15 protein-coding genes are annotated in these 14827 nt (G+C 69.1%); 13 read left to right on the top strand and 2 right to left on the bottom strand.

What is annotated here, in order from left to right; genetic code table 11:
- The first annotated feature begins 1 nt into the window (after position 1).
- Positions 2-361 carry a phosphoribosyl-AMP cyclohydrolase gene (gene hisI, locus WEF05_02880; protein ID MEX1100845.1) on the top strand — a complete coding sequence of 120 codons (360 nt, stop codon included), beginning with the start codon at positions 2-4 and terminating at the stop codon, positions 359-361.
- 69 nt (positions 362-430) lie between these two features.
- On the opposite strand, the gene WEF05_02875 is transcribed toward hisI, so the two are convergent.
- Complete coding sequence (locus tag WEF05_02875; GenBank protein ID MEX1100844.1) at positions 431-832, bottom strand: hypothetical protein; 402 nt, start codon at positions 830-832, stop codon at positions 431-433.
- Positions 833-950: 118 nt separating this feature from the next.
- On the opposite strand from WEF05_02875, the gene WEF05_02870 reads away from it, so the two are divergent.
- The 3 genes from WEF05_02870 (at position 951) to WEF05_02860 (ending at position 3755) form a co-directional block, all read left to right on the top strand.
- Positions 951-1652 (top strand): response regulator transcription factor, encoded by a 702-nt coding sequence (locus tag WEF05_02870; GenBank protein MEX1100843.1) that lies wholly within the window; start codon positions 951-953, stop codon positions 1650-1652.
- On the top strand, positions 1649-3082 hold the full coding sequence (locus WEF05_02865; protein ID MEX1100842.1) for an ATP-binding protein: 1434 nt from the start codon (positions 1649-1651) through the stop codon (positions 3080-3082). Before WEF05_02870 ends, WEF05_02865 begins: the two co-directional genes overlap by 4 nt.
- A gap of 73 nt (positions 3083-3155) precedes the next feature.
- The gene (locus tag WEF05_02860) at positions 3156-3755 is read left to right on the top strand and encodes a hypothetical protein (GenBank protein MEX1100841.1); all 600 of its coding nucleotides are present in this window, start codon (positions 3156-3158) and stop codon (positions 3753-3755) included.
- A gap of 70 nt (positions 3756-3825) precedes the next feature.
- Here the strand turns inward: WEF05_02860 and WEF05_02855 are convergent, their stop codons facing one another.
- The gene (locus WEF05_02855) at positions 3826-4107 is read right to left on the bottom strand and encodes a hypothetical protein (protein MEX1100840.1); all 282 of its coding nucleotides are present in this window, start codon (positions 4105-4107) and stop codon (positions 3826-3828) included.
- Between the two features lie 126 nt (positions 4108-4233).
- Between WEF05_02855 and hisG the strand changes: the two genes are divergently transcribed.
- The 9 genes from hisG to WEF05_02810 all read left to right on the top strand — a co-directional run bounded on the left by hisG (position 4234) and on the right by WEF05_02810 (position 14818).
- Positions 4234-5109 carry an ATP phosphoribosyltransferase gene (gene hisG / locus WEF05_02850; protein ID MEX1100839.1) on the top strand — a complete coding sequence of 292 codons (876 nt, stop codon included), beginning with the start codon at positions 4234-4236 and terminating at the stop codon, positions 5107-5109.
- 248 nt (positions 5110-5357) lie between these two features.
- Positions 5358-6704: an isocitrate lyase gene (gene aceA / locus WEF05_02845; GenBank protein ID MEX1100838.1), complete on the top strand. Its 1347-nt coding sequence runs from the start codon at positions 5358-5360 to the stop codon at positions 6702-6704.
- 35 nt (positions 6705-6739) lie between these two features.
- On the top strand, positions 6740-7663 hold the full coding sequence (mmuM, locus tag WEF05_02840) for a homocysteine S-methyltransferase (GenBank protein MEX1100837.1): 924 nt from the start codon (positions 6740-6742) through the stop codon (positions 7661-7663).
- A gap of 213 nt (positions 7664-7876) precedes the next feature.
- Positions 7877-8542: a corrinoid protein gene (locus tag WEF05_02835; protein MEX1100836.1), complete on the top strand. Its 666-nt coding sequence runs from the start codon at positions 7877-7879 to the stop codon at positions 8540-8542.
- On the top strand, positions 8539-9444 hold the full coding sequence (locus tag WEF05_02830) for a dihydropteroate synthase (GenBank protein MEX1100835.1): 906 nt from the start codon (positions 8539-8541) through the stop codon (positions 9442-9444). The genes WEF05_02835 and WEF05_02830 overlap by 4 nt, the downstream gene beginning before the upstream one ends.
- Positions 9441-11300 carry an ASKHA domain-containing protein gene (locus tag WEF05_02825; protein ID MEX1100834.1) on the top strand — a complete coding sequence of 620 codons (1860 nt, stop codon included), beginning with the start codon at positions 9441-9443 and terminating at the stop codon, positions 11298-11300. Before WEF05_02830 ends, WEF05_02825 begins: the two co-directional genes overlap by 4 nt.
- Positions 11297-11938, top strand: a complete 642-nt coding sequence (locus tag WEF05_02820; protein ID MEX1100833.1) for a DUF1638 domain-containing protein — start codon at positions 11297-11299, stop codon at positions 11936-11938. Before WEF05_02825 ends, WEF05_02820 begins: the two co-directional genes overlap by 4 nt.
- Positions 11925-13373, top strand: a complete 1449-nt coding sequence (locus WEF05_02815) for a trimethylamine methyltransferase family protein (protein MEX1100832.1) — start codon at positions 11925-11927, stop codon at positions 13371-13373. The genes WEF05_02820 and WEF05_02815 overlap by 14 nt, the downstream gene beginning before the upstream one ends.
- Before the next feature lie 251 nt (positions 13374-13624).
- On the top strand, positions 13625-14818 hold the full coding sequence (locus WEF05_02810) for a peptidoglycan DD-metalloendopeptidase family protein (protein ID MEX1100831.1): 1194 nt from the start codon (positions 13625-13627) through the stop codon (positions 14816-14818).
- Positions 14819-14827: the final 9 nt, after the last annotated feature.

Raw genomic sequence — 14827 nt, 5'->3', positions numbered from 1 at the left:
GATGAGCGAATCGAACGACGACGCTCTCGACCGATCCGCCGTCGATCTCGTCGGTCTGCGCTTCGACGAACGCGGACTGATCCCCGTGATCGTGCAGGACGCGGACTCGAACGAGGTGCTGATGTTCGCGTGGGCCAACCGCGAGTCGCTGGACCACACGCTTGCCGAGGGCAGGATGGTCTATTGGAGCCGTTCCCGGCAGGAACTGTGGCGCAAGGGCGACACGAGCGGCAACGTGCAGCACTGGGAGGAGCTCCGCGTCGACTGCGACGCCGATGTCGTGCTCGCCCGCGTGCACCAGACGGGCTCCGCCTGTCACACGGGCGAGCGTTCCTGCTTCTTCCGGGCGCTGCAGGGCTGAGGGCGCAACGGTCCCGGCGAGGAGAAACTCCCGCCGGGACCGTTGCAGCTCATGCCGCGTTCGGTGACCTCAGCTGGTACCGAACGTCGCGACCGCCGCTCCCCGACAGAGCTCGTCGGTCGCCAGGTTCCGCGCCTTCGCCTGGATCAGGTCGTCGCCCTGTTCGTTGTCGACGACCCGCCGGACCTCGAACGACCCGCTGGGCTCCTGCGTCACGAGGACGCCTCGGAAGAAGCGCTCGCCGTCGTGGCGGAGCACGACTCGCCAGCTGTCGCCGACCACGTTCTGGTCGACCTCGAACTCGACCTCGATCCGGCCGTGCTCGGGGCTGAGCTTGAGCTTCAGGTCGCTCGGACCGCTGCAGTCCTTCTCGACGATCACGTCGTCGTCGTTGGCGAACGCAGGCTGCGCGCCCAGGGTGAACACCGCGAGACAACACGCGGCCAATGCCGAACCAAGGATCTTGCGCATGGGTCCTCCTTCTCCTCTGGGCCCCATCGACCCTGTCGTGTCGTCACCGTAGGAGGAGACCCGTGAAGTCCGAGTTCCGACAACGTAAGCGTTCGGTAAGGGGCGGTATCGTGCGAACGTGACCCCCACGCGGATCCTCATCGTCGAGGACGAGGACTCGATCGCGGAGCCCCTCGCGGATCTACTCGGCCGGGAGCAGTTCCTCGTGCGGCGAGCCTCCTCGGTCGAGCAGGGACGCAGCGAGCTGGCGGCGGAACCGCCCGACCTCCTACTCCTGGATCTGATGCTGCCCGACGGCGACGGGCGCGACCTCCTCCGCGAACTGCGGGCGACCGCTTCGACGCCGGTGATCGTCCTCACGGCCAGGGACGACCCGACCGACACGGTCGTGGGGCTCGAGCTGGGGGCCGACGATTACGTGGTCAAACCGTTCCGCTCGACCGAGCTGATCGCGCGGATCCGTGCGGTATTGCGCCGGGCCAAGGAGGCACCGCGATCGGCGGACGTGCTCGAGATCGCGGGGGTTCGTCTCGACCGAGGCACCCGGTCGGTCAGCCGCGACGGGGAACCGATCGAACTGACGCGAAAGGAGTTCGATCTCCTCGCGATGTTGATGGATCACGCTGGACGGATCGTCCCGCGCGGCGACCTGATCGACGAGGTCTGGGACGAGCACTGGTTCGGATCCACGAAGACGCTCGACGTGCACGTCAGCACGCTGCGCAAGAAGTTGAGCGACGATCCCGCCGACCCGCGGTTCCTCTTCACGGCGCGCAGCGTCGGATTCCGGTTCGTCGCCCCCGACGCCGGCGACAAGTGAGCCTCCGCTCACGCCTCGTGCTCGCGGCCGGCTACCTGCTCAGCGTCGCCGTGATCGCCCTGGCCGTGCCGCTCGCCCTGAACGTGCAGCGGAGGATCGCCGCCGAGTTCGAGGCGAACCTCCGCAGCCGCGCTGCGCTCGTGGCCTCGCAGATCGCGGACGACGTCGCGCGGGTCGGCGAACAACCGATCGACGAACCCGAGAGCCGTGAGGAGCGGGTACGCCTCGCGACGATCGTCCGGCGGTTCGCAGAGGACGCGCCGAGCGAGCGGATCCTCGTCGTCGAGCGAGACGGAGTGGTCGTCGCCGACTCCTCGGGATCGGGCGCGATAGGGTCACGCTACGCGACCTCCGATCGGCCGGAGCTCGCCGCAGCGCTCGAGCAAGGAGCGATCGACGTGCGACGCCGTTCGAGCGAAACGCTCGGAGCGACGTTGCTGCTGGTCACGGTCCCGGTGCTCGACGATGCCGAGGTCGTCGGCGCCGTCCGTGTCTCCGGGCCCGTCGCCGCGGTCGACGACCGGGTATCGCGCGGTTGGCTCGCGATCGGGCTGGTGGGCATCGCGGTGATCGGCGCGGGGCTCGGGGTCGCGTGGCTGCTCGCGACCTCGCTGGCGCGTCCGGTACGCCGATTGGAATCGGCCGCCGCGGGCTTGGGGGCCGGCGATCTCGATCGTCGCGCCGTCCCTGAGGGACCCAGCGAGGTTCGATCGCTCGCCGAGTCGTTCAACCGGATGGCGGCGTCCGTCGAAGAGCTCGTCACCTCACAGCGGGAGTTCACGGCCGACGCCTCGCACCAACTCCGCACACCGCTCACCGGACTTCGGCTCCGGCTCGAAGCCTTGGAACGCGTCCCCGGCGCAGAGGCGGACGTCGCGAAGGCTCAACGCGAGGTGGATCGACTCCAACGCCTGGTCGAAGACCTCCTTCGACTCGCGCGATCGTCCGAGCCGGGCGGCACGCCGGAGAATGTCGACCTCCGAGCCTGCGTCGTCGCGGCGATCGAGCGGTGGAGGGACGCCGCCGATCGTGCCGATGTCGCCCTCGTCTCGCACACGGACGGTCGTCCCGCCCGGATCGACGCGGATCCCGGCGACCTCGCACAGGTATTGGACAACCTCGTCTCGAACGCCGTCCGATCCACTCCCCCCGGCGGGCGCGTCACGCTGACGACCGGCCACCGCGACGACCGGGCCTTGCTGGCCGTGATCGATACCGGCCCGGGTATCCCGGAGGCCGAGCGCGGCAAGATCTTCGAGCGGTTCGCCCGAGGAGCGAGCGGGCATGCGGCAGGTGAAGGATCCGGTCTCGGGCTGCCGATCGCCCGGGATCTCGTGCGTCGGTGGGGCGGGGAGCTGGGCCTGGCGCGACCCGTTCCCGGCACGGGCGCCGTTTTCGAGGCCGTGTTCCAGGAACGAACCGAGTCTTAACCTTGGCGCAGCCCGGAGCTTGCAGAGGCCCCTCTACGTTGGGTTCGTCCGACGAAGAGGAAGGATCGGGACGATGAGCAGACTCAAGGTCTTGCTGTTCGGGGCGATCGGGATAGCGATCCCGGTCGCGCTCGCGCTGGTCGTGTATCTGGCGTCGGCGGGAACCTTCGACGCCTCCGCCCAGACGGTCGATCGACCGTCGGATTCACCAACGAGCGAAGCAACCGAGACGCCTTCGCCGAGCGACACGCCCTCCCCAGGCGAGTGCCGTGTCGACGACGACGGGACCCCGGATCAGGGGTCGGGAGACGCGCCCGGAACGCCGCGCCACCAGGACTGCGATGACCGAGACGACCGCGGCGACAACTCCGGGCCCGGGTCGGGCGACGACCGAGACGGCAGGGACGACAACTCGGGACCGGGGTCGGGCGACGACCGGGACGACCGTGACGACAACTCGGGACCGGGGTCGGGCGACGACCCTGACGACAACTCGGGACCGGGTTCGGATTCGTCGGGTTCTGGTTCGAGCGGTTCGGGATCCGACCACGACAGCTCTGGGTCGGGGTCTGGAGGCGACGATGACGACTCCTCCGGTTCGGGATCCAGCGGATCCGGCTCCGGTGGCTCAGGCGACGGCGACAGCTCGGGACCGGGTTCGGGCGACGACTGAACAGAGGGATGGCGTGGCTCGCCCGCGTCCACCAGACGGTCGCCGCCTGTCACATGGGCGAACGATCGTGCTACTTCCGCGGCCTCGGCCCTCCCTCCCCTTCGGAGCCACTGGACGTCGGCGGAGCCGGCGGGGCAGTCCTCCGGAGCGCGGTCTCGAACTCCGCACGCAGGGGTGCGATGAACGCGGCCGCGTCGGACCGGCTCCCGGCGGCCTGGAGCTGGACGCTGGAGCCGGTTCGGAGCCGGACGAGGGCAGGCGATCCACCCTGCGCGGGATCCCACGAGGCGCCGACCTCGAACCCGTCGACCTCCGTCCACGCCAGCCTGCGGGTCTCCCGCCGGTTGATCACCGTTAGTGGGATTCCTACCTCACCCGTCAACTCGGTATCCGTATGCCCCGGGGAGTCCCGGAGCCTTCGGGCCCCGCCTATACACTGCCTGTGTCCTCGGATCGCGTCTGTGAGGCAGGTCACCACGTGCTGAAGCTGGTCATCCCCAAGGGCTCCCTCGAGGAGCAGACGCTGCGGCTGTTCGAGGCTGCGGACCTGACGGTGCGCCGGTCGAGCTCCCGCGACTACCACGGGACGATCGAGGACGATCGGATCGACCGCGTCAGCGTGCTGCGTCCCCAGGAGATCCCCGCCTACGTCGAGGAGGGCCTGTTCGACATCGGCATCACGGGCCGGGACTGGGTCGCCGAGACCGGATCGGACGTCGTCGAGCTCGCGAGCCTGACCTACGCGAAGAGTGGGACGGGCCACGGCACGAAGGTGGTGCTCGCCGTTCCCAAAGACCACCCGGCGAACGCCGCCGCGGAGCTGCCCGCCGGGACGCGGATCTCGACCGAGTTCGAGCACCTCACCCAGCGCTACTTCGACGACCTCGGGATCTCCGTACATGTCGTCTGGAGCTACGGCGCGACCGAGGCCAAGGTGCCGGAGATCGTCGACGCGATCGTCGACATCACCGAGACGGGCAGCACCCTTCGCGCACACGGGATGAAGATCATCGAGACGCTGCTGGAGTCGGACGTCCTGCTGATCGCCAACGGAGACGCCGTCGCCGACCCCGCCAAGAAGGCAGCGATGGACGACTTGGTCACGCTGCTGCTCGGCGCCCTGCGAGCCGAAGGCAAGGTGCTGATCAAGCTGAACGTCGGGAAGGGTGACCTCGACAAGGTGCTGGAGCTCGTTCCCTCGATGAAGGCGCCGACCGTCAGCGAGCTGTCCGACGGAGGCTTCGCGATCGAGACCGTGGCCGAGAAGCGCTCGGTGAACAGGCTGATCCCCGAGCTGAAGGCGGCCGGCGCCACCGACATCCTCGAGCTCCCGATCTCGAAGATCGTCCCCTGAGCTGACTCGCGTTCAGTCGCAAGGACGCTCGACCACCCAAGGTCGGATTGACAGGCAGGGTGTCCTTGCTGCACAATCGACCCATGTTTGAACCGTCGTTCAGCGCACTCGCGGTCCGACGGGGCTTCGTAGCCATCGCCTAGGCGTGCCGGGCCCCTCGCCCGAGCACGCCCGGACCTCTCGCCACGGCGGGGGGTCTTTCTCGTTACCGAGCATGCCACCGCGATCAGAGGGAAAGGACCACCGAGATGACGAGCCAGGGGAACGAAGAGCGGATCCGCCGTGCGGCGGACGGACTCGAGAAGCGCTGGGAGACCGAGCCTCGCTGGGGCGACATCGAGCGCAACTACTCGGCCGAGGAGGTCGTTCGCCTCCGTGGCTCGTTCACCGTCGAGCACACGGTCGCTCGCCGGGGTGCCGAGCGGCTCTGGGATCTCCTCAACTCCGACGACTTCGTCGCCGCGCTCGGGTGCCTGACCGGCGGCCAGGCGGTCGAGACCGTGAAGGCCGGCCTGAAGGCGATCTACCTGTCGGGCTGGCAGGTCGCGGCGGACGCGAACCTCGCCGGACAGACCTATCCCGACCAGTCGCTGTACCCGGCCAACTCGGTTCCGCAGGTCGTGCGCCGCATCAACAACGCTCTCCAGCGCGCCGACCAGATCGCGTGGAGCGAGTCGAAGAACGCCGAGACCCACTGGATGGCGCCGATCCTCGCCGACGCCGAGGCCGGGTTCGGCGGAACGCTGAACGCCTTCGAGCTGATGAAGAGCATGATCGAGTCCGGAGCGGCGGGCGTGCACTACGAGGACCAGCTCGCGAGCGAGAAGAAGTGCGGACACCTCGGCGGGAAGGTCCTCGTGCCGACCGACGCGTTCGTCCGCACGTTGACCGCCGCACGCCTGGCCGCCGACGTGCTCGACGTGCCGACCCTGCTCGTCGCGCGGACCGACGCTCTGGCCGCGACGCTGCTCACGAGCGACGTCGACCCCCGGGACAAGCGATTCACCACGGGCAAGCGGACACCCGAGGGCTTCTACTACGTGAACGAGGGCATCGACGCCGCGATCGATCGCGGTCTGAGCTACGCCCCGTACGCGGACATGCTGTGGTGCGAGACGAGCACGCCCGACCTCGACGAGGCGCGGAGGTTCGCAGAGTCGATCCACGACAAGTACCCGGGCAAGCTCCTCGCCTACAACTGCTCGCCGTCGTTCAACTGGCGCTCGCACCTGGATGACGCGACGATCGCGAAGTTCCAGAAGGAACTCGGCGCGATGGGCTACCGGTTCCAGTTCATCACGCTCGCGGGGTTCCACGCGCTGAACGCGAGCATGTTCGAGCTGGCGTACGGGTACGCCCGCGAGGGGATGACGGCGTACGTCGAGCTGCAGGAACGCGAGTTCGAGATGGAGAGCGACGGCTACTCCGCGACGCGCCACCAGGCCGAGGTCGGGACCGGCTACTTCGACCAGGTCTCCCAGGTGATCACCGGCGGAACGTCGTCCACGCTCGCACTCAAGGGCTCGACCGAAGAGGCGCAGTTCCTCGAAGAGGAGAAGACGAGCCACCGTAAGGACATCGAACCCCGCGAGTAGCGTCGCTGGTTCCGAGACTCTGCCACCATCGAGGTGTGGACATTCGGCAGATGATCGGGCGCTCGACCGTCATCCTCGACGGCGGGATGTCCACGGCGCTGCGGGATCACGGGGCCGACCTCAGCGGCCCGCTGTGGACCGCCCGCGCCCTCACCGACGACCCGGACTCGGTGGTCGCCGCCCACCTGGACTTCCTGCGCGCCGGCGCGCGCGTCGTGATCACCGCGAGCTACCAGGCCTCGATCGAAGGGCTCGGCCGCGCGGGGATCGACGCCGATCGGGCCGAACTGCTGCTACGGCGAAGCGTCGAGCTCGCCGCCCAGGCGCGTGCACGGTTCCTCGACGAGCGCCCGGCTGCCGGCACGATCCTCGTCGCCGGGTCGATCGGCCCGTACGGAGCCATGCTCGCCGGCGGTCAGGAGTTCACCGGCGACTACGGGGACGGGATCGGAAGAGCCGAGCTCGCGGCGTTCCACGAGCCGCAGATCGACGTGCTGCTCGACGCGGGAGCCGATCTGCTGGCCGCCGAGACCCTTCCCCGCGTGGACGAGGCCGGGGCGATCGTCGACGCTCTGCGGACGCGCCCCGAGGGTCGCGCGTGGCTGTCGTTCACGTGCCGCGACGGTCGGACGGCCGGCGGCGATCCGATCGAGGACGCCGTGCGCCTCGCCGACCGGGCCGATCAGATCGTGGCGGTAGGGGTCAACTGCACGCCCCCGGATCAGGTCGCCGGGCTGCTCCGGACGATCCGACGCGCCTCTGGCAAGCCGCTGATCGCCTACCCGAACGCCGGAGGTGTCTGGGACGCATCGACGCGGTCGTGGGCGGCCGCGACCCGGGACCGGTTCGACCGCGACGAGATCCGTTCGTGGGTCGATGCGGGCGCCGACGTGGTGGGAGGCTGCTGCGGGATCGGAGCGGCGGGCATCAACGCAGTCGCGACGTCCGTTCGCGGGTGACGTCGACAGCAGATAGAGCGTCATTTAGGCCGACGAGGGATGCCTCCCAGGCACGACGTCATGACCGCAGGTCACGCTACCGGCTCTGTGGGGGGATTCCGCCATTGGGCTGGGTCTTCTACACTTCGGGGGGTCCCGAACCGTTGCCGTTGTTGACCGGAAGTCACGTCAGCGGCTCACCTCGTCCGGTCCGCGTTCGACAGGAGTCCAGCGATGGAGCAGTCCAGCCAGGAAGACCTCGAGGTATTGAAGCGGGCGCTGATCGGCGCCGACCGCGATCTCGCCCTCGCCGCGACGAACCGCTTGGTGGACGACGGCGTTAACCCGACCACGATCCTCGAGGAGGGCATGGCCGCGGCGATGTTCATCCTCGGCGAGATGTGGAAGCGGGGGGAGGTGTTCCTGCCGGAGGTCGTCGCGTCCGCGGAGGTCTTCAAGCAGTGCAACGCGATCGTCGAGCCGGTGCTGCTCGCTCAGAAGACCGGCGACGAGGAGGCGAACAAGCTCGTGGTGCTCGCCACCGTGAAGGGCGATCTGCACGACCTCGGCAAGAACATGGTCGGCGCGATGCTCCGCACGTCCGGCTTCGACGTGCACGATCTCGGCAAGAACACCTCGGCCGACACGATCGTGCAGACGATCAACGAGATGCAGCCCGACATCGTCGGACTGTCCGCTCTGCTGACCACGACGGTTCCCTACCAGGAGACCGTGATCAAGGTCCTCGTGCGGGAGGGGTTGCGCGACAAGGTCAAGGTGATGGTCGGGGGAGCGCCCGTCACGCCGGAGTGGGCGGAGAAGATCGGCGCCGACGGATACGCGAACAACGCGCCGGAGGCGGTCGAGATCGCGAAGAAGCTCGTGGGACTCGCGCAGTGAGCGAGCCGGCAACGGCGCTGCTCGGGACGGTCGGCGACACCGTCCTGTCCGGTCCGGGCGGCGAGGTCCGGATCGGTGACACGCACCCGTTCGTCATGATCGGCGAGCGGATCAACCCGACCGGCCGCGCCAAGCTGACGGAGGGGTTCATCGCCGGCGACTACACGCTCGCGCGGGCGGACGCGGTGGCGCAGGTCGAGGTCGGGGCGCGGGTGCTCGACCTCAACGCGGGGATCCCCGGGTACGACGAGGCGGCGATGCTGACGGGCCTCGTCCAGGCGGTGCACGAGGTGGTCGACGTGCCGTTGTGCATCGACTCGTCGACGCCCGAGGCGCTCGAAGCCGCGATCCCGGCCGCCCGGGGAAAGGTCCTGGTGAACTCCGTCACGGCCGAGGCCGAGTCGTTGGAGCGCCTGCTCCCGCTGGTCGCGAAGCACGGCGCCGCCGTCGTCGGCATGGCGAACGACGAGGATGGCCCCTCGATGGATCCGCGGGTGCGCCTGGCGTGCGCGCGCAAGATCGTCGAGGCCGCGGCCGGCCACGGCATCGCTCGCGAGGATGTCGTGATCGACCCGATCGCGATGCCGATCGGCGCCGCGCCCGACGCCGCGACCGCGATGTACGAGACGGTGCGTCTGCTGCGTACCGAGCTCGGTGTGAACAGCTCGTGTGGGGCGTCGAACATCTCGTTCGGGATGCCGGATCGCCAGGCGATCGATGCGGTGTTCGTTCCCCACGCGATCCTCGCGGGGATGAACGCGGCGATCACGAACCCGCTGCACCGTCCGGTTCGCAAGGCGATCCTCGCGGCCGACGTGCTGCTCGGCCGCGACGCGATGTCGATGGCCTGGATCGCCGCCCATCGCGCCGAAACGGCCGCGACGCAGGGAACGACACGATGAGCCGGAAGCTCGAGATCAGGTACCTGCCGAGCGACAAGACCGCGCACGTGCCCGGCGGCACGAGCGTGTTCAACGCCGCGCACTGGGCGGGGCTGCCGATCGACTCGACGTGCGGCGGCCGCGGGACGTGCGGCAAGTGCAAGGTGCGGATCGTCGAGGGCGCCGGCGAGCGGACCGTGGCGGACTATCGGCACCTGTCGAGCCCGGAGATGACCGACGGCTGGCGGCTGAGCTGCCAACAGGAGATCCACGAGGACACGGTGTGCGAGGTCCCCGCCCTGCTCCGCTCGCCGAAGGCCGCGACGATGGGCGTGAACCGGTTCGTGTTGCTCGAGCCCAACGTGCAGAAGGTGTTCCTGGACCTGCCCGAGCCGACGCTCGATGACGCGCGGAGCCATCTGCGGCGCGTCGGTGACGCGCTCCTGGACGCCGAGGGACTCGAGGTCGTCGCCGGTCCCAGCGTGTTCCCGCGCCTCGCCCGCGCGACGGCCGACGAGAACACCCGGGTGACGGCGACCGTTGTCGGCGACCATCTCGTCGACGTCGAGGCCGGCGACACGCGCGAGCGGGTGTTCGGGATCTCCCTGGACATCGGCACCACCACGGTCGTCGCGACGTTGATCGATCTGCGCACCGGCGCGGCTGCGGCCGTCGAGTCGACGATCAACCGGCAGGCTCCGTACGGCGCCGACGTGATCGCGCGGATGGGACACGCGATGACCGGCGAGGACGCGATCGAGGAACTGCGCGATGCGGTCGTCGACACGGTGAACGGGCTGATCGAGAGCGTGTGCTCCACGGCGGGCGTCGTGCGCGATGAGGTCTACGAGCTCGTCGCGGTCGGGAACGCGACGATGCTGCATCTGCTGCTGGGGGTGGACCCGCGCTCGATCGCGCTCTCGCCGTTCGTGGCGACGTTCCTCGAGGCGCAGGAGGCTCGCGCGGCCGACCTCGGCCTGCAGATCCACCCGGAGGGACGGGTCGACCTGTTCCCCTCGATCGGGGCCTACGTCGGCGCGGACATCGTCGGGGACATCGTCGCGACGGGACTCGCCCGCGATCGGGAGCGGCGCCTGCTCGTCGACGTCGGGACGAACGGTGAGATCGCCGTCGGGAACGCGGACCGCGTGCTCGCGACCTCCGCGCCCGCCGGACCGGCCTTCGAGGGTGGCCAGATCCTGCACGGGATGCGCGCGACCGAGGGAGCGATCGAGGGCGTCGTGCTTGACGACGAGGGTGTGCACCTGCAGGTGATCGGCGGCGACGTGACGCCGCGCGGCATCTGCGGCTCCGCGCTGATCGACATCGTCGCGCAGCTCCGACTCACGGGCCTGATCCGCCCCAACGGGATCTTCCTGCCGGCCGAGGAGCTCGCCGGACACCCGCTGGCCGATCGCGTCGTGGACCGGGAGGGGATCCGCGCGTTCGCGTTGACCGACGACGTGGTGCTCACGCAGCTCGACATCCGCGCGCTCGCGGAGGCGAAGGCGGCGATCTCCACGGGGATCGAGGTCGTGATGGACCGGCTGGGCCTGGGCGCGAGCGACCTGGACGAAGTGATGCTCGCGGGCTCGTTCGGCACCTACATCAACCCGGCGAGCGCGCGCGTGATCGGGCTCGTGCCCGCCGTGCCCGTGGAGCGGATCTCGGCGGTCGGCAACGCTGCGAGCGAGGGTGCGAAGATGGCCTTGATGTCGTTCCGAGAACGTGAGGTCGCGTTCGAGCTCCCGGCGTTCGTCGAGTACGAGGAGCTGTCGGCGGTCGAGGACTTCAACGACCGCTATATCCGTAACGTGGCCTTCCCCGAGCTGGAGGCAGTCGGCGTGGAGCCCTCGATCGTGGGGTGGCGCTCGTGACCGCGACGGGCGCGCGGACGGCGTTCCTCGCGTGTGGGGCGCTCGCCCGCGAGACGAAGCAGCTGATCGCGATCAACGGCTGGGACGCCGACATCCACGGCGTGTCGGCGGTCCACCACCTGACGCCGCCGAAGATCGTCGAGGACGTGGAACGCAAGCTCGCCGATCTGGTCGAGCGCTACGACAAGGTGATCGTCGTCTACGGCGACTGCGGCACCGGCGGACGCCTCGACGAGGTGCTCGATCGCTACCCGACCGTGGAGCGTCCCGAGGGCGTGCACTGCTACCAGTGGTTCGCCGCCGACGCCTTCGACGAGATCAGCGAGGACATCGGCGTGTACTTCCTCACCGACTGGCTCGTGCGCGCGTGGGAGTCGGCGGTGATCCGCGGGCTCGGCCTCGATCGGTTCCCGTGGTTGAAGGAGACCTACTTCGAGCACCTGACGCGGATCATCTATTTCCGCCAGGACCCCGACGAGGACGGGGCGCTCGAGCGGAAGGCGCGCGAGATCGCGGCGTACGTCGACCGGCCGTTGGAGATCCGCGACACGGGGCTCTCGCCCCTGCAGTCCCTGTTCGCCCCCTTGATCGATCCGGAGAGCCAGACCGACGCGGAGGCCGCCGATGTTCGAGCGTGAGAACAACCCGAAGGTGCTGACCGAGGAACAACTGGATCGGATCGACACCGAGGCGATGCGGATACTCGAAGAGATCGGGATGGACGTGATCCATGAGGAGGCTCGCGAGCTGCTCGTGAAGGAGGGACAGAAGGTCGACGGCGAGCGCGTCCGGTTCGACCGCGGCTGGATCGCCGAACGCGTCGCGCAGGCACCTTCGTCGTTCACCTTGCTCGGGCGGAACCGCGAGCGCGACGTCGTGATCGGCGAGGGCGAGCCGGTGTGGACCAATGTCGGCGGCCCGCCGTTCTGCTCGGATCTGGACGGCGGCCGGCGAAGCGGCACGATCGAGGATCACGAACGGCTCGTGAAGCTCACGCAGGCCGCGGACCTGCTGAACGCCGTGCAGAGCGGGGCGGTGGAACCGGTGGAGCTGCCGGTCGAGTCGCGGTCGTTGGACATGGACTACTCGGTGCTCCGATGGACCGACAAGCCGTTCGCCGCGTACGGAACGAGCGGGCCGAAGGCCGTGGACGGGATCCGGATGGCGCGGATCGCGCATGGCGGCGAGGAGAAGGTGGGCGACGCCGCCGTCACGATGGTGATCATCAACCCGAACTCGCCGTTGATCTGGGACACGCGCATGGCCGACGCCTTGACGAAGACCGCGGCCGAGAACCAACCGACGGTGATCACGCCGTTCCTGCTCGCGGGGGCGACCTCGCCGGTCAGCGTCGCCGGCGCCCTCGCGATCCAGGTCGCCGAGGCGCTCAGCGGGGTGGCGATCGCGCAGAGCGTACGGCCGGGGGCGCCGTGCCTGTACGGATCGTTCTTCACCGCAACCGATATGCGGACGGGTTCCCCGGCGTTCGGGACGCCGGAGTCGGTGATCGGGATCCTCGCGGGCGCACAGATCGCGCGGCGCTACGGGCTGCCGTTCCGCGGCGGCGGCGGACTCGCGTCGGCGAACTCGGTCGACGGTCAGGCGGCGGCGGAGACCCAGAACATGCTGTGGGCGACCCTGCTCGCGGGGACCGACTTCGTTCTGCACGCGGCCGGCTGGCTCGAGGGAGGCCTGTGCGCGTCGTACGAGAAGTTCGCGCTCGACCTCGAGCTGCTGTCGATCTTCTCGACGCTGCGCGAGGGTATCGGGCTGAGCGACGAGGAGTTCGGGTTCGACGCGCTGGCCGAGCTGGGGCCGGGTGGGATGTTCCTGGCCTCGCCGCACACGATGGAGCACTTCAAGGAGTGGCTGTACATGTCGCCGCTGTTCCAGACGCAGGACTTCGCGACGTGGGAGGGCATGGGGTCGCCGACCGTTGCCGAGCGCGCGAACGCCTCGTGGAAGGCCTTGCTCGAGCGGTACGAGGATCCCGGGATCGATGCGGACGTGGACGCCGAGCTGGTCGCGTACATGGAGAAGCGCAAGGCCGATCCGCCCGATCCGGAGGACTAGCCGCGGCGAGGCCGTGAACCGAGGGGAGTCGTCAACCGCCTGACGATCTGGGCGGTGTCCGGCTCTGGATGATCCGTCAGCCGCCTGACGGGGCGTGCCTGACGCTGTATGACGGAGTCGTACGAGTTCCTGCGGAGAGTGACACCTCTATCGAACACTCGTTGACACTTCCCACCCAGCACGATAGTCCTGTGGGGCCCCGCACGTACCGTGTGTCGGTTCGCACCCCCCACCAACCCCACAGATAGGTGATGTCGTTGACTTCCCCGGCGATCGACAATCGGTTCCGCTTCGCCGCTGCGCTGGCCGTGATCCTCGCGTTCCTCGTCGCCCTGCCGGCGATGGGCGCCGCGACCCCGAAAGAGGAGCTCGAGGCGGCGCAGAGCCGGCTCTCGGAGATCGAAGACGAGCTGGCCGCGCAGCAGTCCGAGCTGGCCAGGATCGAGACCGAGCTCACCCGTGCCGCGACCGCGTTGGGCGAAGCCGAGAACGAGCTCGAGGACATCGAGGCGCGGATCGACCTGATCCAGGAGAACATCGACATCGCCCGTGCCGAGTACGAGCGGCTCCGCGCCCGGCTCGACGAGCGCGCGGCGATCGGATTCATGGAGGGCGGCGGGACCACCGAACTCGGCGTGATCCTGGAATCGAACTCGATGGCCGAGCTGTCGGATCGCGTGCAGTTCCTCGACGCGATCGCCGGTGACGATTCGGATCTCGTCGTGGCCGTCGAGAACGAGCGCGCCCTGCTCGAGGAAGACCGAGCGGAGATGCAAGGCATCCGGGAGCGGCAGAAGGCCTTGGTCGAGGAACGCCGCCGTCAGCGCGACGCGCTCCAGTCTCAGCTCGACGCCGCCGCGGCGGCACGCGACCGTCTCGCCGATCTCGAGGCCGAGGCCGAGGACATCCTCGCCGACAGCCAGAAGCGCTACGACGAGTGGAAGGAACACCAGGCGGAGCTCGCCGCCCAGGCCGCCCCATCGACCGGAGGAGGTTCGGTTCCGGCGGGGTCCAGCCCGTTCGACGCGTGCCCCGTTCCCAGCGGTGGGATATCGAACAGCTTCGGCGCCGCCCGGGTCGGCCACCTGCACATGGGCGTCGACATCTTCGCCTCGAGCGGCGCGCCGATCGTGGCGCCCTTCTCAGGCACCGCGTCGAGCTCCTCGAACTCCCTCGGCGGACTCGCCGTCAACGTCACGAGCAACGAGGGCAAGGGCTACGTCTACAACGCCCACCTGTCGAAGATCGGGCAGCTCGGTTCGGTGAGCGCAGGAGACGTGGTCGGCTACGTGGGCACCACCGGGAATGCCGCCGGCACCAGCCCGCACAACCACTTCGAGTGGCACCCGGCCTCGATCCCCTCGAACGTGCCGGTCAGCCCCTACGGACAGTCGGTACTCGGTGGGGCGGTCAACCCCTACCCGTACTTGATGGCAGTCTGCTGACGGACACGC

It is taken from the genome of Actinomycetota bacterium (genome assembly GCA_040881665.1).
GTDB lineage: Bacteria > Actinomycetota > UBA4738 > UBA4738 > HRBIN12 > JBBDWR01.
Note: the sequence above shows the minus strand (reverse complement) of the source record. Positions and strands in the feature narration are given on the sequence as shown.

What these genes read in the sequence shown, in the direction of transcription:
- WEF05_02835 (MEX1100836.1), top strand. Translation starts at nt 7,877, where the DNA reads ATGGAGCAGTCCAGCCAGGAAGACCTCGAGGTATTGAAGCGGGCGCTG.
- WEF05_02825 (MEX1100834.1), top strand. Translation starts at nt 9,441, where the DNA reads ATGAGCCGGAAGCTCGAGATCAGGTACCTGCCGAGCGACAAGACCGCG.
- WEF05_02875 (MEX1100844.1), bottom strand. Translation starts at nt 832, where the DNA reads ATGCGCAAGATCCTTGGTTCGGCATTGGCCGCGTGTTGTCTCGCGGTG.
- WEF05_02810 (MEX1100831.1), top strand. Translation starts at nt 13,625, where the DNA reads ATGTCGTTGACTTCCCCGGCGATCGACAATCGGTTCCGCTTCGCCGCT.
- aceA (MEX1100838.1), top strand. Translation starts at nt 5,358, where the DNA reads ATGACGAGCCAGGGGAACGAAGAGCGGATCCGCCGTGCGGCGGACGGA.
- hisI (MEX1100845.1), top strand. Translation starts at nt 2, where the DNA reads ATGAGCGAATCGAACGACGACGCTCTCGACCGATCCGCCGTCGATCTC.
- WEF05_02860 (MEX1100841.1), top strand. Translation starts at nt 3,156, where the DNA reads ATGAGCAGACTCAAGGTCTTGCTGTTCGGGGCGATCGGGATAGCGATC.
- WEF05_02815 (MEX1100832.1), top strand. Translation starts at nt 11,925, where the DNA reads ATGTTCGAGCGTGAGAACAACCCGAAGGTGCTGACCGAGGAACAACTG.